The sequence below is a fragment of the Psychrobacter sp. CAM01 genome (assembly GCF_032842965.1).
In the GTDB taxonomy this organism is placed as follows: domain Bacteria; phylum Pseudomonadota; class Gammaproteobacteria; order Pseudomonadales; family Moraxellaceae; genus Psychrobacter; species Psychrobacter celer.
This window is the reverse complement of record NZ_JAWJBL010000003.1, coordinates 1-18,800: the sequence shown is the minus strand read 5'-3', so window position 1 is coordinate 18,800 and position 18,800 is coordinate 1. Positions and strand designations below refer to the sequence as shown.

Genomic DNA, 18,800 nt, shown 5'->3' with positions numbered 1-18,800 from the left:
GTCTATTTATAGGTATTATTTGGCCGTGGTTGTGATGGCCTAATCATAACACGGCTGTTTTATTTGTTATTTCTATCCCCATCTAGGTTTTTTGCTGTTCTCATTGTTATTAACTAAAGAGGTTAAACCACATCATCATGTCTGACGACACTCCCAGCCCGAGTAGTTGGTCGATGCGCGGCTTAAAACGCTGGCTATCGACCGCCCCCGAAACCCGTGATGAATTGATTCGTTTGGTACAGGACTCTCGTCAGTTTTTAGAGCCTGATACTGTCGATATGTTAGAAGGCGTGCTCGATCTGCCTGCCACTCAAGTCCGCGAGATTATGACGCCGCGCCCGCAAGTGATCGGCCTGCACGAAAGCGCAAGTCTGGCTGAGGTGATGGATATCATCCTCGACACCACCCACTCGCGTTACCCAGTATTTGATAGCCAAGACGATGATGCGGTCATCGGTATCTTGCTTGCCAAAGATTTGATTCCTATCTTAGTGCACATGGTGCGCGATCAAGAAGACAAAATCGACAGCAAGCGTCTCAGAGATCTGGTGCGGCAGCCACTATATATCAGCGAAACGGCGCGCTCTGACACGCTGCTGCGCTCACTGCAGCGTACCCAAGTGCACATGGCAATCGTCGTCGATGAGTTTGGCAACTTTGCAGGGGTGGTCACCATGGAGGATTTACTCGAGGAGATCGTCGGCGATATCGTCGATGAGCATGATGACTTTGATGAAGACAGTGATATCAATAACATTATCGCTGATCCTGATAAACCGCATACTTGGCGTGTACAGGCCTCGACGGTCATCGAAGACTGTAATGATGAGCTTGGCACCCATTTTGATGATACCGATGTCGACACCATGGGCGGCCTTGTCATGCAGACGCTCGGCTATGTGGGCGACTTAGAAGGCGAGAGCGTCATAATAGATGACTGGAAAATCACCATTACCGATGTCGAAGGGCGTTTTATTCATAGCTTAGAGCTGACCAATATGAACGCCGATCAGCAGGTATTGATTGGCAGTCATTGATCGATGATGAGCCGCTTCATCGGTATAGGGTCAGTTTATAATAAAATGGTTATAAAGTTAGGCGTGCTACTAGGAGACTTTTGACAGCACCGTTGCGCCGCCTCATACCAGTCTATAGATAACAAAACACGATTGCGGTCGTGTTTTTTTGTGTCTTGTCGTGGGCTTTTGCGACGCAATTTTACCCATTAATTGCTGTAGGCTGGTATCATGGGCGGGTTTATTTACTGAGTCTTTACTGAACGCTTATCGAGATTGGTCTTTGACCAAGCTTGGTTTTTTATCTTTTTATTTAAGCGTCGCTAAGTGAATGCTTACTATTTTAAAAAATATGGTTCTGGATAACTGCTATGCGCCTGTCTACTCATGATTTACAAAAACGTCTCAATGCCGATAAGCCAAAGGGCTTACCCATGGCACTGACAGTATTGATTGCGTGGTTGGCAGGGGCCGTGTTTATCTTTGCACTTGCGCCTTATAACATCTGGCCGCTAGCACTGCTATCGCCTGCGATATTGTACGCCTTATTGATGCCACAGATGAGCGGCAAACGGGCGTTTTTGATCGGCCAAGCTTACGGTACAGGCTTGTGGTGCGTGGGGGCGTTTTGGCTCTACACTTCCATTCATGTGTACGGCGATACGCCAGCGTGGCTTGCCTTGATTATGATTGCTCTGATGGGTCTGGGCATGGGCTTGTTCCATGGCTTTTTAGGGCTGGTGTTTAATAAGATGGTCGGCAAGCAGCCACTGTCTTTTACCGCGCTTTGGGTGCTGCAAGAGTGGCTGAAGACGTGGTTATTTACTGGCTTTCCGTGGTTGTTTGTCGGTTACGCCTTCACAGAGCAGTATTGGCTGTCGTCACTTGCGCCAGTGGCAGGGGTGTTTGCAGTGTCTTTCGTGGCGGTATTATTGGCAGCCAGCTTAGTCGAGCTACTGCGTCGCCGTGCAGGTTATATGGTGGCTTCGATTGCCCTGCTAGCGCTCAGCACACTATTGTGGCTACTAAACCCGCAGTGGACCAAACCCAAAGGCACCCCTGATGTGTCGGTGTCATTGATTCAGGGTAATATTCCGCAAGATTTAAAATGGCTGACCGAGTATCAAATAGAGACGCTCAAGATTTATGCCACGTTGACCCGCAGTGAGTGGGGGCGTGATATTATCTTGTGGCCTGAGTCGTCGATTCCGATGTTTCAGACCGATGCGATCGGCTTTATCAATGAGATGGTCAAAATGGCCAAAGCCACCAATACCACATGGGTGACCGGTATTCCTTATAAGGATGAAGCGGCATTTGATGAAGCTCAAGATAAGTATCCGCCATTTTATAACAGCGTGATTGCGCTGGGTGCAGAGGCAGAAGGACTGTACAAAAAACAGCGCTTGGTGCCATTTGGTGAGTATATTCCATTTGAAGGGCTGCTCGATATTTTGCCAAACCTTGCAGGTAGTCAAGAGATTATGAGCTATAGTCGCGGCAGTGAGGCGCAGTCGCCGCTACAGGTGCGTGGGCACAATTTGGGCGCTGCCATCTGCTATGAAGTGGCCTATCCTGATACCACGCGCAAAAACGCCATCGGTACAGACTTTTTATTGACCATCTCAAACGATGCGTGGTTTGGTACTTCGGCAGGCCCGCTACAGCACCTACAGATGGTACAAATGCGCGCGCTCGAAAATGGCCGCTGGTTTATGCGTGCGACCAACACCGGTGTCACCGCCATCATCGATCATAAAGGCCGTATCGTTGAGCGCGCCCCGCAGTTTGAGCGCACCGTATTGCGGGGTGATGTGCAAGCGCGGACAGGCAACACACCGTTTATGCGTGTTGGTCATTATCCTGTCTTGTTTGTGGTGGCGCTGCTGCTGTTATTGAGTTATCTGGGCAAACGGGCAACGACAAGAGCGCGCTTGGGTAAGTAGTTTTGCTGTTGCTTCGTCGTTGATGTGCCATTAAAGCAAATAATAACGCTAAGGCGCTCAAGTCGTGGAAAAAAACTGCCCATAATAAATCCTTTAAATACTTAAGGGTTTTAACAAATCGCTATAAATTGCGATATAATGGGTCAATATTTCAAATATTTTGTGCAAGGTGGATAAGATATGTCAGAAGGTATCGTCAATAACAACCCAAAAAAAGAGCTGTTATATGCTCTAGTCGGCACAGCCTTGTTTTTAGGTATTGTCTTACTTATCGGTATTTCTGGATTTTTGCGTCCAGCGGGCGAGCATATCACTGCTGAGACGACCGAAGCTGCAGTCGCCGCTGATGACGCAGCGCCAGTAGCGGCGGCCAGTGCAGAGGCTCAGGACGATGCAGCCCCAGCGGAAACAGCAGAAGCGGCCGCCCCTACGCCAGCGGCAGATGCGACTGTGACGCCAGCGGATGCAGATAGCACCGTGGTAGCAGCGGAAGCAGGCACCGCCACTGCCTCTGGTACGGTCAGCCAAGCGGCGGTTGCCGATGCTGATTTGACCGCAGAGCAAGCGGATGGCGACGTGGAAGCAGGTGAAACCGTCGCACAATAATGTGTTTTTGCTTAGGGCGTTTCCTCATTTTAAAAATGGCGATAAAAATAAGATAAATCGCCGTCAAACAAGGAAAATAGCGCAGATAATATCGAGATATTAGTCAGCTATTTGACACCGTTTGGCCAGATTTAGCCATTTTTAGCCCATTTAGATGGCTGTCGATTGAATTGAGAACACGCCCTAGACACGGGCTGTTTTTTTCTCATTTTGACAGGATCGTTATCTTGTCATAATGACTGATATTTGTCTTTTGGCAATGCCACAAATACTCGCTCTCAGCTACTGAGGGCGATTTTTTTTGTGAGCCATTGTGTAATTATTGACCAATTAATTCTTTACTTGCCGATAGACAGGTGAAACAATATTGCTCCTATATGACCGCTTATCTGAATAAATAGGGGTTTGGTCATTATTAAAGTGGTCTTTAAAGGAATAATTTTATGAGCAAAGAAGCAAGTTCAGGGGTGAGTGCCGCTGAATTAGAATCGCTAGAAAACGGTTTTATGGGGCATCCAAAGCCGCTGCGTCCGTTATTTTTTACGGAGATGTGGGAGCGGTTTTCTTATTATAGTATTCGCCCGCTATTGGTATTGTTTATGGTGGCGACGGTAGGCAGTGGTGGTTTTGGGTTTGATGAAGTCACCGCTTCTGCTATCTATGGTATCTTTGCTGGCTCATTGTATTTGGCGGCCGTCCCTGGCGGCTGGCTGGCAGACAACTGGCTCGGACAAGAGCGCGCGCTGTGGTGGGGTAGTGTCATCATTGCCCTTGGTCACTTATGTATCGCGCTTTCGGCGATGTTTGGTATGACGCTGTTTTTCGTCGGTCTGATCTGTATTGTTTTGGGCTCAGGGTTATTTAAGACCTGTATTTCGGTGATGGTCGGGGCGCTATATACCAAAGGTGATGTGCGCCGTGATAGTGGTTTTACCTTGTTTTATATGGGTATCAATATCGGCGCGTTATTGGCCGCGCTGATCGTTGGGATATTTAAAGAAAAGGGCATGTGGCATGTCGGCTTTGGGGTCGGTGGTTTGGGGATGCTCATCTCGCTACTTATCTATCGTTTTTCTGCCCAAAAAACATTGACCCATTATGCCAAAGCCAAAGGTATCAGTGCTGAGTGGGAGCGCTCTAACGATCGCTATCATAATATCGGACGCTGGGTCGCTGGGTTTGTGGCGTTATTGGTGGCTGTGATTGTGCTGGTCGCCACCGGTATCATGCCGTTTGAGGCAAGCATGGTCGCAGAGTATATGACCTATATCATCGCTGCCGTGGTGATTGGTTATTTTGCCGTGATGTTTGTCTCACCGCGCCTTGATAAAACCGATAAGCTGCGTTTGTTGATTTGCTTTATTTTGATTATCGGCTCGACGCTGTTTTGGTCAAGTTTTGAGCAGCAGCCGACCTCATTTAACTTATTTGCTGATCGCTATACCGACCTTAATGTCTTAGGGTTTGAGATACCAAGTATTTGGTTTCAGTCGCTAAACCCGCTGTTTATTTTATTACTCGCTCCTATTGTCAGTATTCTTTGGGTCAAGCTGGGTAATAGGGGTATCGAGCCAAATAGTATGGTCAAGTTTGCGCTTGGTATGTTGATTACTGCGGCAGGTTTTGGCTTGATGATTATCGCCTCAAAAAATATTTTGACCAATGAGACTGGCCTAGCATCCCCCTTATGGCTGGTCGGTAGCTTGTTGCTGTTGACGCTTGGCGAGCTGGCTCTGAGTCCAGTAGGATTGTCATCGATGACCAAACTTGCGCCAAAAGGTATGCAAGGTCAGATGATGGGGCTGTTTTTTGCTTCTGTCGCCATGGGTAACTTGGTTGCCGCGTTTTTCGGTGGTCATGTCTCAGCGGACAAGATTGAAGGCTTGCCAACGCTATTTACCACGATGACGGTGTTTTTGGTTGTCACTGCTGTGGTGTTGCTGCTATTAGCAAAACCCATCAGTACCATGCTCAAAAATAGCGAACAGTCCGATCATGTCAGCTAAACGACACCAAAAAAGTTAGCGGATGCGTTTGAGCAAATGGTCAGGATAGCCAAGCACTAAGTCCGTGCATCAATAAATAGGCTGATGGTGAGACGTGTTACCATGGTTGGTAGCACGTCTTATCGTTTTTATCCGTGACAGGTCTTGCTCAAGCCATGACATATTTTTGTTCAAGCATTTTTTTATTCCAGTATTGAAAGCTTGTCGTCTGCCCAAACATCTTAATAATATCTGGCTATTTATCACTTCTGCATGGTCAGTATTTGCATCAATTGCTATTGATCATTCAACACGATTCAATGCGCGCTTACTCATTTACCCGCGCCAATAAGACGACTATCCATAGTCGCCGCGTCGTCGTATTTTTTAATACAACCTCGCTTGATCACTGTCTTCAAAACCCATAAGGAAAATTTTAATGAATAAACAACACATTCATGATCGTATCGCAAGTTTACGGGAGCGCATGGCCGCCAAAGACCTAACGGCCATCATCGTACCGTCAGCGGATCCGCATTTATCAGAGTATCTACCAGAGTATTGGCAGGCGCGTTTGTGGTTGTCAGGGTTTACAGGCTCTGTCGGTACTCTAGTGGTCACCGCCGATTTTGCGGGCCTGTGGACGGACAGCCGCTATTGGGTACATGCCGCCGCCCAGCTGGAGGGTACAGGTATCAGCTTAGAAAAACTGGCACCAGCTCAGCCAAACCATATCGATTGGTTGGCGACGCATTTAGCAGAAGGCGATAGTGTGGCGGTCGATGGTAATGTGTTGTCTATCGCGGAGCAAGACAAGCTGTTAGATGCGTTTGATGCCAATGACATCACCCTCATCACCGAGCGTGACGTACTGACAGAGGTTTGGACAGATCGTCCAGCATTGCCATCAGCGAAGCTATACCAGCATGATGCGCAGTTTGTGGCGCAGTCTGCGACCGATAAGCTTGCTGCGGTACGCTCAGGGATGCAGGAGGCTGGCGCGACTCACCATCTACTCTCAAGCTTAGATGACATCGCTTGGCTGACCAATCTGCGCGGCAGCGATGTCGATTATAACCCCGTGTTTTTGGCGCATATGCTCATCAGTGCAGACAGTGCGACATTGTTTGTCGATAACAGCAAAGTCAGCAGCGATATCGCAAAAGCCCTAGAAGACAGCGGTATCACGCTTGCTGATTATGACGCAGTACAAGACGCCTTGAGCGCCCTGACTCCAGAGGATTTACTGCTGCTAGACCCAAATAAAGTGGCGGTGGGTACGCTATCAAAGATGGCCGATGATGTGGGCTTTATTGAGCAAATCGCCCCCAGCACATTACTCAAATCTGTCAAGTCCGATGCCGATATCGAGCATGTCCGTGAAGCCATGCGCCAAGATGGTGCGGCCTTGTGTGAGTTTTTTGCCACGTTTGAGCAGTGTTTAGCAAACGGCGAGCGTCTGAGTGAGCTGGACGTCGATAGTATGCTGATTGAGGTGCGTAGTCAGCAGCCGCATTATGTTTCGCCGAGCTTTCCGACGATTGCAGGCTTTAATGAAAACGGTGCACTACCACATTATCGAGCAACGCCAGAAAAGTTCAGCTACCTTGATGTCGCTGAGGGTGAGGGTGGATTGTTACTGATCGACTCAGGGGCGCAGTACCAAAACGGTACCACCGATATCACTCGCGTCGTCGGTATCGGGCAAGTCAGCGATGAACACAAGCGCGACTTTACCACGGTACTAAAAGCCCATATTGCTTTAGCGCGTGCAAGCTTCCCTGATGGTATTGCCTCACCACTCATCGATGCGATCTGCCGTGCGCCATTGTGGCAAGCACAGATGGACTACGGTCATGGTACTGGGCATGGCGTTGGCTACTTCTTAAACGTCCATGAAGGCCCGCAAGTCATTGCTTATAGTGCCAGTACGCCAAAAGAGCGCGCCATGAAATCAGGTATGATCTCCAGTAATGAGCCAGGTCTATACCGCGAAGGTAAATGGGGTATTCGTATCGAAAACTTGGTGGTCAACACCCCAGTTGCGAACCCTACCGAGAGTGAGTTTGGTGAATTTTTACACTTCGAAACCGTCACTTATTGCCCAATTGATACCCGTTTGCTTGATAAATCATTGCTCGATCAAGTAGAGGTTGAGTGGCTAAACGACTACCATCGTCAAGTTTATGCTGAGCTAAAAGATCGAGTCGAAGGCTCGGCGCTTGATTGGCTAACTGAGCGCACCCAAGCGATTTAATCGACAGCCTTAGGGCGTGTCCTTATTTATAAAATGAGCACACGCTGGTAGACGCCCAACAAATAAGCCCCGTAAACATTTACGGGGCTTATTTGTTGAAATTATCAGCCGATATCTATAGTCCTGGGCTATCTTTGTTGGGCTTATAGCCAACATTCAATACCCTATACCCAAACCACTATAAAACCAAGCCAGTAGCACGCTGGCATAGCCGTACTCTTTTTATTGAGGGTTAACGACAGGCTGATCCAAAGCCTCTTTCTCACCCAACTGCTGTGCCACTTCAGCATGGAGCCATGATTTGAGATTTTCTGACATTAGCATCATCTGCTCACTGAGATAGTCATCGATCTGCACCTCAAGCTCACGGATGAGCGCTTGATGCGCGGCGCTAGATTGATTCTCTTTTAGTGTCAGCTTGATGGCTGTACTGGCCTTATCTTTGATGGCTTTGACCGTTTTGACCGCTTTGTTGACATTGGCATCATGGTTTTCATCATGAGTGGTTTGCGCTTCCTCACCGCTACGTTCAGGGGCGTGGACGGTCTGCGGCTGGCCGCTGGTGGTAGCGTCTTCATTACTTTGTGTCTTTGCTATACCAGCTTGCGCTGTGTCAGTTTTACTATCGGTGTCAGGCGCGTCTGATTTGGTGCTTTGGCTGGGCTCTTGACGGGCGGTTGGGTGGTTATTATTTTCTTTCTTTTTATCAGTTGCTGCCGGCTTATGTGGCGGTTGTTTTTGTGCGGTTTGTGCCTTTGATGCTATCTCTTCTTGTCGTTTTGCGTCTTCTGCTGCTTTTATTTTTTCTTGTTTTGCTTTGGCATCCGCTTGCGCTTGCTTATCGGCGATGGCTTTTGCAATGGCCTGCTCGGCATCGTGGTTGTCGTAGAGCTCATCGACATGAGTGTCCAGATCAGGCGTGCTAAATACAAAGCTTTCAAACGGCGTCTGGGTCTGTAGCAGGGTGATGATGTCTTTTAGCTCTTGGGTGATGGCGGCGCGTACAGGCTCAGGAGCACACGTCCAGCGCTGATAAAACTGATGGGAAAATGAGTAGCTTGACATGGTATCTTCCATAAATGTACAAAAATTACCCCTTATCATACGCAAGTACGATAAGGGGCTGCAAGTGCACAAACGTAGCAAATCTGACACCAAGGTTACAACGCGCCGTAAGAGGCGGTCGTATTTAGACGTTGACAGGCCAACGGGCAAATATCAAAGAGCCATTGGTACCGCCAAAACCAAAGCTGTTGGACACGGCATATTGTAAATTGTCCACTTTGCGGGATTGGTGCGCGACATAATCGAGGTTACAGTTGTCCTCGACATTGTCTAGGTTGATGGTTGGTGGTACATGCTGCTGCTGCAGCGCGCGAACGGTAAAGATGGCCTCGATACCGCCAGCTGCGCCTAATAGGTGGCCTGTCATTGATTTGGTTGAGCTGACCAAAATGCTGTCTTTGACAGGCGCAAAGACGGTTTCGATAGCGATGGACTCCGCGACATCGCCGGCGGGGGTGCTGGTGCCATGAGCGTTGACATAGCCCACTGCGTCAGGCTCGATGCCCGCGTCACTGAGTGCGTTCTTCATTGCGCGAGCGGCACCGCTACCGTCTTCTGGGGGCGCGGTGATATGGCTGGCATCGTCGCTCATGCCAAAACCGACCAGCTCGGCCAATATCGTAGCGCCGCGTGCTTTGGCGTGAGCGAGGCTTTCGAGTACCACCACCCCTGCGCCATCGCCGAGCACAAAACCATCACGGTCTTTATCAAATGGCCGCGAGGCTTTGGTTGGTTCGTCATTGCGTGTAGAGAGCGCATGCATCGCCCCAAACCCTGCCATGCCAAGTGGACTTGAGCCTTTTTCGCTACCTCCAGCGAGCATCACATCCGCATCGCCATAAGCGATCAAGCGTGCCGCGAGTCCCATCGCATGCGTGGCAGTGGTACACGCAGTCGAAGTGGCGAGGTTTGGGCCTTTTAGGGTATGTTTGATCGCAACCAATCCTGCGGCCATATTGACGATCGAGCCTGGGATAATAAAAGGCGATACTCTCCCAGCACCTTTTTCGCGTAGGGTATCGCGGCTGTTTTCGATGGTCTGAATACCTCCGATGCCTGAGCCTAAGATGATACCAAATCGCTCAGCGTCGACGCCTTGTACCGGCGCGTCCGTCGCGCTCACCTCATCGATGAATCCCGCATCTTTTAACGCCATGGCTGAGGCCGCCACACCATAATGCATAAACTCATCATAGCGGCGCGCGTCTTTGGCGTTCATGTATTGTTTGGCATCGAAGTCTTTGATTACTCCAGCGATTTGCGCACGGTAGTCAGTGGCATCAAAATGGCTGATAGGGGTAATACCACTCTCGCCATTGATGAGCTTGGCCCATGAGCTATCGACATCGAGGCCAAGTGGCGTGATAGCGCCCATACCCGTGACCACGACACGCATCTCATCTGGGCGCTGGTAATGTGGCGGCTTTTGGCGCGGTGTTTGCTGGGTAGTGCCAGCATTAGAAGGGGCGGCTTGCGCGTTCGGTGAACTGCTATGTTGGCTCATGCGATATATCCTGTACGTGCGATCCTAAAAAGAAGGTATTTTAACCGTCATTATAAAACACATAAGTGTACGTATGTAAACTAAAATTTGACCCACTAGGCAAAACATACCTGACCCAATACCACGCCCTTTTTGGCGCCTGTTACCGCAGGCAGATTGCCGGTTTCGCCCATCAAGGTTTGCCGTGCCAGCCAGGCAAAGGCCATTGACTCTACCCAAGCTGGATCCAGACCTAAGCTTGCGGTTGTAGTGACATGACAATGGGGCAGGTGTGCTTGCAAGCGTGTCATCAGGTAATCATTTAGCGCGCCGCCGCCGCAGACATACACCGCGCTGTTTTTATGAGACTGTACAAACAGATGAATCTGCGCGCTGGCGCTAATGGCCGTCAGCTCGGTTAAGGTCGCTTGTACATCAGCGGACGAGTAACGAATATGAGCCGATGCTTGATCAAACCTTTGTAGCTCCTCTTGTAGCCATTCTAGGTTGAACTCCTCACGCCCTGTGCTCTTAGGACAAGATCTGGCAAAAAACGGATGCTCTAGCAGCTGATTTAGGAGCGGCTCTATTACTTGGCCAGACTGAGCCCAAGCACCGCCTGCGTCATAATCATTGTCGGTATGTAGCGCGGTCCACGCATCAAGCAATAAGTTGGCAGGGCCAGTGTCATAGCCAACGACACGGCCATGATTATCAAGCGTATCACTATCAGTATAATCATTGTCCGCATGATCGTTGTCAGTATGGTCACTGGCGGGTAAGACGGTGATATTGGCAATACCGCCTAAGTTTAATAACACGCGCGTACTATCAGGATCAGCAAATAATGCCTGATGAAACGCTGGCACCAAGGGCGCGCCTTGCCCGCCAACCGCCATATCACGGCGACGAAAGTCGCTGATCACACTGATACCCGTGCGCTCAGCGATGATATTGGCATCGACCAATTGCAGGCTAAAACCCATTTGTGGGCGATGGCGTACCGTCTGGCCATGACAGCCAATCGCCAACACCGACTCGCTATCGGTATTTGACTGCTGCAATAAATTATTGACCACCTCGCTGGCAAACTCGCCATAGGCTTTGCTCGCCCAGCCAAACCAGTCCAGCTCGCTATTTGGCTGGTTGTTTGGCTCACCAGCGCTCGGCGTCAACGCTTGAATACCATTAGGCTGACACAGAGCGAGCAGCACCTCGCGCAGGCGCGGCGGGAAGTCTTGGCTATAAGTGGCTAAAAGCTGCATCGGCTGCTCTTCATGACTCATGTCGGCGGCAAACTGACAAAGCACCGCGTCCATCCCATCCAAGCTGGTGCCAGACATCATGCCGATATATAGACCGTCATCAAAGCTTTCAAACACCGTTTGCTCTAGCGCATCAGTGAGCGATGCATAATGGGCACTTTCGTCAGCGGTTAAAAGGTCAGCTGCTAAAATCTGATTACTTTCTGCATCATTCTTGGTCTGGATAGGGTTGGCCATGGCAATTTACCTTAAAAAACGCTAGTATATCCCTCAAATTCTAACATCTTTTACTGGCTACGAAACGCCAATCCCGTTTGCAAAAATAGAGTAGCAAGAAAAACGAGTGCAGGTACTAAATAGAGCAGATGCTATATCTAGTAGACTAAACGAATTTGACGCCGCTAATCGTATTTTGGCATTCGGGAGCATTCGTCCAAACGCGTCACCCTTTTAATAAAGACAATAAAGAGAGCATCATGACCACTCAAACCCACACTCTAGAAGAACAACTGGCCCTGATTCAGCGCGGTACGCAAGAAATCCTTTCAGAAGAGGATTTGATTGCCAAGCTAAAACTGGGTCGTCCGCTGCGTATCAAGGCGGGTTTTGATCCTACCGCGCCTGACCTGCACTTGGGACATACGGTATTGATTAATAAACTCAAGCACTTCCAAGACTTGGGTCATGAGATTTATTTTCTCATCGGGGACTATACCGCCAAGATTGGTGACCCCTCTGGTAAAAACACCACGCGTCCGCCACTCAGTGACGAGCAAATCAAAATCAACGCGCAAACCTATGCTGAGCAAGTCTTTAAGATTTTGGATAAAGAAAAAACCAAGATTGTTTTTAACTCTGAGTGGTTCAACGACATGTCGGCAGGGGACATGATTCAGCTATCAAGCCAGTTGACAGTCTCGCGTATGCTAGAGCGTGATGATTTTTCCAAACGCTACGCGGCGCAAACGCCGATTGCCATTCATGAGTTTTTGTACCCATTGGTGCAAGGCTATGACTCAATCGCGCTCAAAGCTGACGTCGAGCTTGGCGGTACCGACCAAACCTTTAACATCCTAATGGGTCGCACCCTACAAGGTCGCTATGGTCAAGAGCCGCAAGTGTGTATCACGGTGCCGATTTTAGAAGGGCTAGACGGCGTCAATAAGATGTCAAAATCTCTTGGTAACTACGTCGGTATCTATGATGCCCCAGGCACCATGTACCAAAAACTGCTGTCGATGCCAGATACCTTAATCCGCCGCTACTTTGAATTTTTAAGCTTTAAGCCGATGGAAGAAGTTGAAGCATTGATGACAGAGATGGAAAACGGTCGCAATCCACAAGAGATCAAACGTATCTTGGCCGAAGAGTTGATCGAGCGCTTCCATGATGCGGATGCTGCTGCTAATGCGCACAAGTCAGCGGGCAACGTACTTGCTGATGGCGAGCTGCCAGTTGACCTGCCAGAGGTGACGTTGGAGCTAGAAGGCGCAGACGCGTTATTTATCACACAGATATTGAACCAAGCAGCCCTCGCCAAAAACAACTCAGCAGCCAAAGACATGGTCAAACGCGGCGCGGTAAAAGTCGATGGCGAAGTCGTTGATGCCGGCTTTAGCTTAACCTCAGGTCAGACAGTGGTTATCCAAGCGGGTAAAAAAGCCTATGCGAAAGTGACGGTGGCCTAATATAGTAGATTCAATTTAAAAATGTTATAGCGCTACTGGTATAAATTTTCCTTGCGTGCTGTATACACAGAGGCTGCGCAAAATTCATCACAGTCGCGCTTTGGAAATGATGACAGTTTTGTTTTCAACTGACTATAAGTGGCTGGAAACAAGTCACTGAAAACAAGGCACTGGGATAAACGATTGATATTTAAAACAAGGTCGACATGATGGTCGGCCTTATTTTTTGTTAGGATAATTTGGCGACATACTAGGACATGCAGATGACAGACAATACAATCCCTCAAGGCATCTACCGTCATTATAAAGGCAATCTCTACCAAGTCTTGCATACCGCGCAGCATTCAGAAACCGAAGAGCTACTAGTCGTTTATCGTTGTCTATACGGTGAGTACCGCGTATGGGCACGTCCGCTTGCGATGTTTGCTGAAACTGTGATGCGTGATGGCAAAGAAATACCGAGATTTGAGCTGATTAAAGCGTTGACTGATTAGTTTGAAATAGAAATCTTGAATAGAAGCTTAAGAGACGCTGTCGTGGGCTGGGTTTTTGACCCAGATTTTTACCATATCGCCTATAGCTCATTTTCCAAAAATCCCTTCAATGCTTTATAAAAGCCAATCGGCTCATCCATCGGTATCGCATGGCCAGAGTGCGGCAATACAATCTCTGTGGCATTGGGTAGCATCCGCGTCACCTGCTGTTGCCACTTAGCGTTATAGAGCTGTGAGCGACCGCCGATTAAGTTCACGACTGGAGTAGTAACTTTTTCTATCACCGCCCGAAAATCGTACTCCAGATTTAAGTATGCTTGCAAACAGCGCATCTTATGCTGCCAAATGCGGTGGTCATAGAGAGCAAGCTTAGGATCGTTCTTATAAGTCATCGCTTGTATAAACGCTTTTGAGCGTCTGCGGTTGACGGATAGTAAGGAAAACTGCCGCTCGACATCAGTGACGCGGCGCTTGAGTGCAAAGGGCAGGTGGGTAAAGCTCTCGAGCTGAATATACGGCAGCGTCATATTCACCACCTCATGAAAGACTGCAAACACCTCGCGCTGCCGCGCACCAAACAAACCGCCTTGCCAGTCAGGCTGGTTATGAATCGCAGGGCTTTGGTCGATGTTTAAATAACGACTGACTCTTGCGCTGCCATAACGCGAAAAATACGCCCACATCACTTGTGCACCCATCGAGATGGCGGCGACGGGCAATGCGTCTATGTTGCGTGCCAAACAAATCTGCTCAATGACGACATGGAGGTCATCGGCGTATTGCCGCAAAAAGTCAAATTCACTCAACTCGACATCCTTTGCGGCACCAAACCCGCGTAAATGTGGCAGATAAAACGTATAGTGACCGAGCAAAGGCAGGATAAATGGCAAAAACTCACGTGCATCCATCCCGTACGCATGGAGCAGTAGCACCGGCTTGCCGTGGCCGATTACTGACATGGGCAGCAGCGTATCTTTTGCCACCTCGATGTTTTTTGTATGTAGCTGATACTGATTGAACAAAGCAGGGCGCGGTACGGCAAATAGGTTGGTTTTCATCAGGCATGATACCTTGTTGCGGAGCAGGGCATCGCGCTGGCGCAAACGTTTTGCCACTGATAAAACCCTGCTATATTAAAACAATTAAACTGACCTTAGCATAAAAAATGCCTAGCGGTAATAGTGGCGAGCAGGTTAAGGAATGAGCGGCCGATCAATGATCATCAGTGACATAAAGGGAGAGGGTATGAGCAAATCGACGTTAGCCTTGCTTGATAGTGGTTTGTATCCACAGCGCTGGCAGCAGCAAACTTTTGCAACCCCGCAGGCGCTACTAGTCGCGATGCTAAGCGCAGAGAGCATGCCTGATGCTCGGGATTTTACACAACAGTTATTAGCCAATGAAGTGTATCAAGACTGGATCAATAGCAGTGTGTTTGGCCGCTACCTGCATCGGAACTTTACCGCTTTTTATCGGCAAAGCGAGGACAGCTTTAATACCGATATGCCCGCATTATTTCGCCGTGAGCTGACGCGGCATGCGCAGTATTTACCGCTGGGGCAAGTGCTGTTTTTTGCAGGTGATATACCAAAGCAGGTACGACAAACCAAGCTGCTAACCACCACGGTCAATCCTGCGACTGCTATCATCGATGCGCAGCCAAGGAGCCGTGCTGAGCAACCTGCACAGACAGTAGTCAATCAGCTAACCATCATTGGCAAACACCTCTTAGGGTTTCCTATTCGCCATAATAAGCGCACCAGTGAGCGCCTCCGAAATGAAGTGCTGGTTTTGGACTTTCAGCAGTTGACGCTGGTCAAAGAAACCCAGATTCAACCCAAAAAAAGAAGCAACATAGATGAGACTATATTGCTTCGGTCTTATGAGTTACGTTAGAGAGCAAAATGGCCGGCTAAGCTTTTAACAGCCTTGCTTCGCAATGGTCAGACCATTATAAGTTTGCGCCACTGGCATCACTTCTAAGCGATTGACATTGATATGGGCGGGCGATTCAATCAACCACAATAAAATATCGCCGATATCTTCACCGGTCATGGTTTTAAAGCCGTCATAGACTTTGGCAGCTTTTTCGTCATCGCCATGATAGCGCACGTTCGAAAACTCAGTGCCCGCGACATTACCTGGCTCAAGATTGGTGACGCGCACCTGCGTGCCGACTAAGTCTGCGCGCAGATTTAAGCTAAACTGTTTGATAAAGGCTTTGGTCGCACCATAGACATTACCGCCAAAATACGGCCAACTGCCAGCGATAGAGCCGACATTGATGACATAACCGCTATCCCGCGCCACCATCGCAGGTAGTATAGCGTGGGTCAGCGCCACCAGACCTTTGATATTGGTATCTATCATACGCATCCAATCATTGAGATCTGCCTCATGGGCAGGCTCGGTGCCGAGCGCTAGCCCAGCGTTATTTACCAAGACATCGATGTGCTGAAAACCAGCCGGCAAGTCAGCAATGATTTGCGGGATAGACGCTGTGTCACTGATATCCATGACCACCGGCAAAAATGCCTCGCCCAATGTAGTTGCCAGTGCATCAAGCTTATCGCGGCGTCTGGCACAACCGATCACTTGGTGACCGCCTGCGACCAAACGCTCTGCCAGCGCCTTACCAAACCCTGCACTTGCTCCTGTGATCAATACGTTCATGTTATGTCCTTATAATTGATATCGTATGTGGCTTTTGTGATATGAGTGGTGCGCTGCTTTGTGGCAGCTTGCGCTTATCTATTAAATAGCTGTTTACCAAAGATTTTGTCGCCTGCATCGCCAAGACCTGGGATGATATAGCCTTGCTCATCTAAGTGGCTATCTAGTGCTGCTGTAAAGATGGTCACATCAGGATGCGCTTCGTTGACCAAACGTACCCCTTCAGGAGCCGCTACCAATACCAACGCCTTGATATTGGTACAGCCGTTTTTCTTTAGCATCTCAATGGTTGCAACCATCGAGCCGCCTGTGGCTAGCATTGGGTCAATGATCAGAGCAGGGCGCTTGTCCATGTGGCTGACGAACTTTTCAAAAAAAGGCACAGGCTGCAAGGTCTCTTCGTCACGTTGTAAGCCGACGACAGAGATTTTGGCCGTAGGAATCAAATCGAGCACCCCGTCTAGCATGCCAATGCCGGCACGTAAGATAGGTACGATGGTTGCCGTCTTGCCGATGATTTGCTCACCTGTGATTTCACCACACCAGCCTTCCATTGGGAAGGTCTCAATTTCGAAATCACGACTTGCTTCGTACGCCATCAAGCGCGCAAGCTCTTTGGTTAATGTGCGAAATTTATAAGTGCTACAGTCTTTTTCGCGCATTAGGCTGAGTTTATGACGGACTAGCGGATGATCGATTACAGTAATTTTTAAGTCACTCATAAGTACTCTCTTGGTTTTGGGTCTGATGCTTGCGCAGTCGCTGCGGTTGCCATTAGTATAAAAGATACAAACACTTACCACACGTTACTCCGCCTTTAGCGCATCCATAGTAAGCTTAGCCTACCTAACAACCGCGCCTAGAGCTTTTACCTCTTGACAGTACGATTCTCTTTGACTACATAAATGGCGACATATATAGACTTATCACAACATGCTTACCAAGCAAAATATCACCAATAAAGTTGAGTTGCTATAGTAAGCGGCCACGTATTGAGCGCATCAATGAGGATGCTATGTTGTATTAAATCGACTATGTTTTACTATTATGGATGGCTATATGACGTCAGGGTCGGTGAAGTAGTGTTTAGGCCTGCTATGATACCAAAAAAACCGCTTTTTTGATGAAGAATCTTATGACCAATCAACCAACTAGCACCCAAAACCCCATGTCTCATACAGAAATCGACGCAGCATTGTCAAAAGACGATGCTTTAGAAGTAGAAACCCATCCGTTTGCCCCAGTACTGCCTGCAAATGCCAGTGTAATGATGATGGGCACGTTTCCACCGACCGCTGATAAATGGGCAATGCGCTTTCACTATCCAAACTTCTATAATGACATGTGGCGTATTTATGGCGGCGTTTTTTTCGACGATATTGATTATTTTAGAGTAGAGGGCGAAAAGCGTTTTGATCCTGAGCGTATTCGCGACTTTTTGTTTGACCGTGGTATTGCCTCATGCCCGACGGTAAAGCAAGCCATTCGTGAGACCGGAAATGCATCGGACAAACACCTAACTGTCGTCACCCCAGTGGATTTAGATAATATCTTGCCGCAAGTACCAAAGGTTAAGACGCTCTTTACCACCGGCGGCAAAGCAACTGAGGTTTTGCTAAGCCTACTAGCGGAGCCACCCGCCAAGTCCAAGCACCCGAAGACCAATCAAAGCATGCAGTATCCTTATCAATGGCAGCATCATGACAAAGACACTGCCGTCAAAGAGCTGACTTTATATCGTCTGCCCTCTACCTCGCGCGCTTATCCTTTGGCGCTAGACAAAAAAATCGCCGCTTATAAAGCTTTTTTTGAAAAAATAGGCAAGCTATAAAGGATATATAAAGAAGCATAGATAGAATAATGTCGTCTGAGGAACCGAGGTGGCTAAACGCTAAAGTAAGGTAATTGAGATTAAAGTAGAGAAATTGAGATTACGGTAAATTATTTTTCCTGTTAACTGTTTGATATATATCAAGTATCAATCATCATGCCAAATAATCTCTTAATTAATAAGCCAGTCCCCTTGACCCCCACCCAAATACGCGTATAATGCCACCCAGTCGAAAGGGAAGGCCGATTAAAGAATGACTCATTTAAACAATGAATCACCATTCTAAAATCCTAGTCTAACCAACTAGTTTAAAATAAACTAAATTAGTTCTTGACTTACCAAATAAAGCGTCTATAATACGCACCTCATCAGGACGAGCTAAGCATTACTAGGGTGAATTACATAGTAACAACGCAGCGAACCTTGAGAAACAAATTAGATAAAAAGCTTGACAAACCAAATCGTTATGATATGATAGTCGGCTCGCTAGA

15 protein-coding genes are annotated in these 18,800 nt (G+C 48.3%); 9 read left to right on the top strand and 6 right to left on the bottom strand.

Going from position 1 to position 18,800, the window contains the following annotated elements; genetic code table 11:
- Positions 1-137: 137 nt before the first annotated feature.
- The 5 genes from R0I52_RS01270 to R0I52_RS01250 all read left to right on the top strand — a co-directional run bounded on the left by R0I52_RS01270 (position 138) and on the right by R0I52_RS01250 (position 7,810).
- Positions 138-1,037: an HlyC/CorC family transporter gene (locus R0I52_RS01270; protein ID WP_317052827.1), complete on the top strand. Its 900-nt coding sequence runs from the start codon at positions 138-140 to the stop codon at positions 1,035-1,037.
- Positions 1,038-1,387: 350 nt separating this feature from the next.
- Complete coding sequence (gene lnt, locus R0I52_RS01265) at positions 1,388-2,962, top strand: apolipoprotein N-acyltransferase (protein ID WP_317052826.1); 1,575 nt, start codon at positions 1,388-1,390, stop codon at positions 2,960-2,962.
- A gap of 180 nt (positions 2,963-3,142) precedes the next feature.
- Positions 3,143-3,568, top strand: a complete 426-nt coding sequence (locus tag R0I52_RS01260; protein ID WP_317052825.1) for a hypothetical protein — start codon at positions 3,143-3,145, stop codon at positions 3,566-3,568.
- A 443-nt stretch (positions 3,569-4,011) separates the two neighbouring features.
- On the top strand, positions 4,012-5,574 hold the full coding sequence (locus tag R0I52_RS01255; protein ID WP_317052824.1) for a peptide MFS transporter: 1,563 nt from the start codon (positions 4,012-4,014) through the stop codon (positions 5,572-5,574).
- 418 nt (positions 5,575-5,992) lie between these two features.
- On the top strand, positions 5,993-7,810 hold the full coding sequence (locus R0I52_RS01250) for an aminopeptidase P family protein (RefSeq protein WP_317052823.1): 1,818 nt from the start codon (positions 5,993-5,995) through the stop codon (positions 7,808-7,810).
- Between the two features lie 222 nt (positions 7,811-8,032).
- On the opposite strand, the gene R0I52_RS01245 is transcribed toward R0I52_RS01250, so the two are convergent.
- From R0I52_RS01245 to R0I52_RS01235, 3 genes are all read right to left on the bottom strand, one after another.
- Positions 8,033-8,875, bottom strand: coding sequence for a hypothetical protein (locus tag R0I52_RS01245; protein ID WP_317052822.1), 843 nt, complete (start codon positions 8,873-8,875; stop codon positions 8,033-8,035).
- 124 nt (positions 8,876-8,999) lie between these two features.
- Positions 9,000-10,271: a beta-ketoacyl-ACP synthase II gene (fabF, locus tag R0I52_RS01240; RefSeq protein WP_317052880.1), complete on the bottom strand. Its 1,272-nt coding sequence runs from the start codon at positions 10,269-10,271 to the stop codon at positions 9,000-9,002.
- Positions 10,272-10,474: 203 nt separating this feature from the next.
- Entirely contained in the window at positions 10,475-11,860 is a 1,386-nt protein-coding gene (locus R0I52_RS01235; protein ID WP_317052821.1) for an anhydro-N-acetylmuramic acid kinase, read from the bottom strand.
- A 239-nt stretch (positions 11,861-12,099) separates the two neighbouring features.
- Between R0I52_RS01235 and tyrS the strand changes: the two genes are divergently transcribed.
- The gene (gene tyrS / locus R0I52_RS01230) at positions 12,100-13,311 is read left to right on the top strand and encodes a tyrosine--tRNA ligase (RefSeq protein WP_317052820.1); all 1,212 of its coding nucleotides are present in this window, start codon (positions 12,100-12,102) and stop codon (positions 13,309-13,311) included.
- Positions 13,312-13,574: 263 nt separating this feature from the next.
- Positions 13,575-13,805: a DUF1653 domain-containing protein gene (locus R0I52_RS01225; RefSeq protein WP_317052819.1), complete on the top strand. Its 231-nt coding sequence runs from the start codon at positions 13,575-13,577 to the stop codon at positions 13,803-13,805.
- 80 nt (positions 13,806-13,885) lie between these two features.
- Here the strand turns inward: R0I52_RS01225 and R0I52_RS01220 are convergent, their stop codons facing one another.
- A complete protein-coding gene (locus tag R0I52_RS01220) occupies positions 13,886-14,863 on the bottom strand; it encodes an alpha/beta hydrolase (protein WP_317052818.1) in 978 nt (325 codons plus the stop codon).
- A gap of 187 nt (positions 14,864-15,050) precedes the next feature.
- Between R0I52_RS01220 and R0I52_RS01215 the strand changes: the two genes are divergently transcribed.
- Positions 15,051-15,701, top strand: a complete 651-nt coding sequence (locus tag R0I52_RS01215; protein WP_317052817.1) for a hypothetical protein — start codon at positions 15,051-15,053, stop codon at positions 15,699-15,701.
- A 24-nt stretch (positions 15,702-15,725) separates the two neighbouring features.
- On the opposite strand, the gene R0I52_RS01210 is transcribed toward R0I52_RS01215, so the two are convergent.
- Positions 15,726-16,478 (bottom strand): SDR family NAD(P)-dependent oxidoreductase, encoded by a 753-nt coding sequence (locus R0I52_RS01210; protein WP_317052816.1) that lies wholly within the window; start codon positions 16,476-16,478, stop codon positions 15,726-15,728.
- 74 nt (positions 16,479-16,552) lie between these two features.
- Complete coding sequence (gene upp / locus R0I52_RS01205) at positions 16,553-17,200, bottom strand: uracil phosphoribosyltransferase (protein WP_317052815.1); 648 nt, start codon at positions 17,198-17,200, stop codon at positions 16,553-16,555.
- 446 nt (positions 17,201-17,646) lie between these two features.
- Between upp and R0I52_RS01200 the strand changes: the two genes are divergently transcribed.
- Positions 17,647-18,309: a DNA glycosylase gene (locus R0I52_RS01200; RefSeq protein WP_243456383.1), complete on the top strand. Its 663-nt coding sequence runs from the start codon at positions 17,647-17,649 to the stop codon at positions 18,307-18,309.
- Positions 18,310-18,800 lie beyond the last annotated feature (491 nt).

Excerpts from the sequence above, each read along its gene's own strand:
- R0I52_RS01235 (WP_317052821.1), bottom strand. The coding sequence starts at position 11,860 with ATGGCCAACCCTATCCAGACCAAGAATGATGCAGAAAGTAATCAGATT.
- lnt (WP_317052826.1), top strand. The coding sequence starts at position 1,388 with ATGCGCCTGTCTACTCATGATTTACAAAAACGTCTCAATGCCGATAAG.
- R0I52_RS01200 (WP_243456383.1), top strand. The coding sequence starts at position 17,647 with ATGTCTCATACAGAAATCGACGCAGCATTGTCAAAAGACGATGCTTTA.
- R0I52_RS01210 (WP_317052816.1), bottom strand. The coding sequence starts at position 16,478 with ATGAACGTATTGATCACAGGAGCAAGTGCAGGGTTTGGTAAGGCGCTG.
- R0I52_RS01260 (WP_317052825.1), top strand. The coding sequence starts at position 3,143 with ATGTCAGAAGGTATCGTCAATAACAACCCAAAAAAAGAGCTGTTATAT.
- upp (WP_317052815.1), bottom strand. The coding sequence starts at position 17,200 with ATGAGTGACTTAAAAATTACTGTAATCGATCATCCGCTAGTCCGTCAT.
- fabF (WP_317052880.1), bottom strand. The coding sequence starts at position 10,271 with ATGCGTGTCGTGGTCACGGGTATGGGCGCTATCACGCCACTTGGCCTC.
- R0I52_RS01220 (WP_317052818.1), bottom strand. The coding sequence starts at position 14,863 with ATGAAAACCAACCTATTTGCCGTACCGCGCCCTGCTTTGTTCAATCAG.
- R0I52_RS01270 (WP_317052827.1), top strand. The coding sequence starts at position 138 with ATGTCTGACGACACTCCCAGCCCGAGTAGTTGGTCGATGCGCGGCTTA.
- R0I52_RS01250 (WP_317052823.1), top strand. The coding sequence starts at position 5,993 with ATGAATAAACAACACATTCATGATCGTATCGCAAGTTTACGGGAGCGC.
- R0I52_RS01245 (WP_317052822.1), bottom strand. The coding sequence starts at position 8,875 with ATGTCAAGCTACTCATTTTCCCATCAGTTTTATCAGCGCTGGACGTGT.
- R0I52_RS01215 (WP_317052817.1), top strand. The coding sequence starts at position 15,051 with ATGAGCAAATCGACGTTAGCCTTGCTTGATAGTGGTTTGTATCCACAG.
- R0I52_RS01225 (WP_317052819.1), top strand. The coding sequence starts at position 13,575 with ATGACAGACAATACAATCCCTCAAGGCATCTACCGTCATTATAAAGGC.
- tyrS (WP_317052820.1), top strand. The coding sequence starts at position 12,100 with ATGACCACTCAAACCCACACTCTAGAAGAACAACTGGCCCTGATTCAG.
- R0I52_RS01255 (WP_317052824.1), top strand. The coding sequence starts at position 4,012 with ATGAGCAAAGAAGCAAGTTCAGGGGTGAGTGCCGCTGAATTAGAATCG.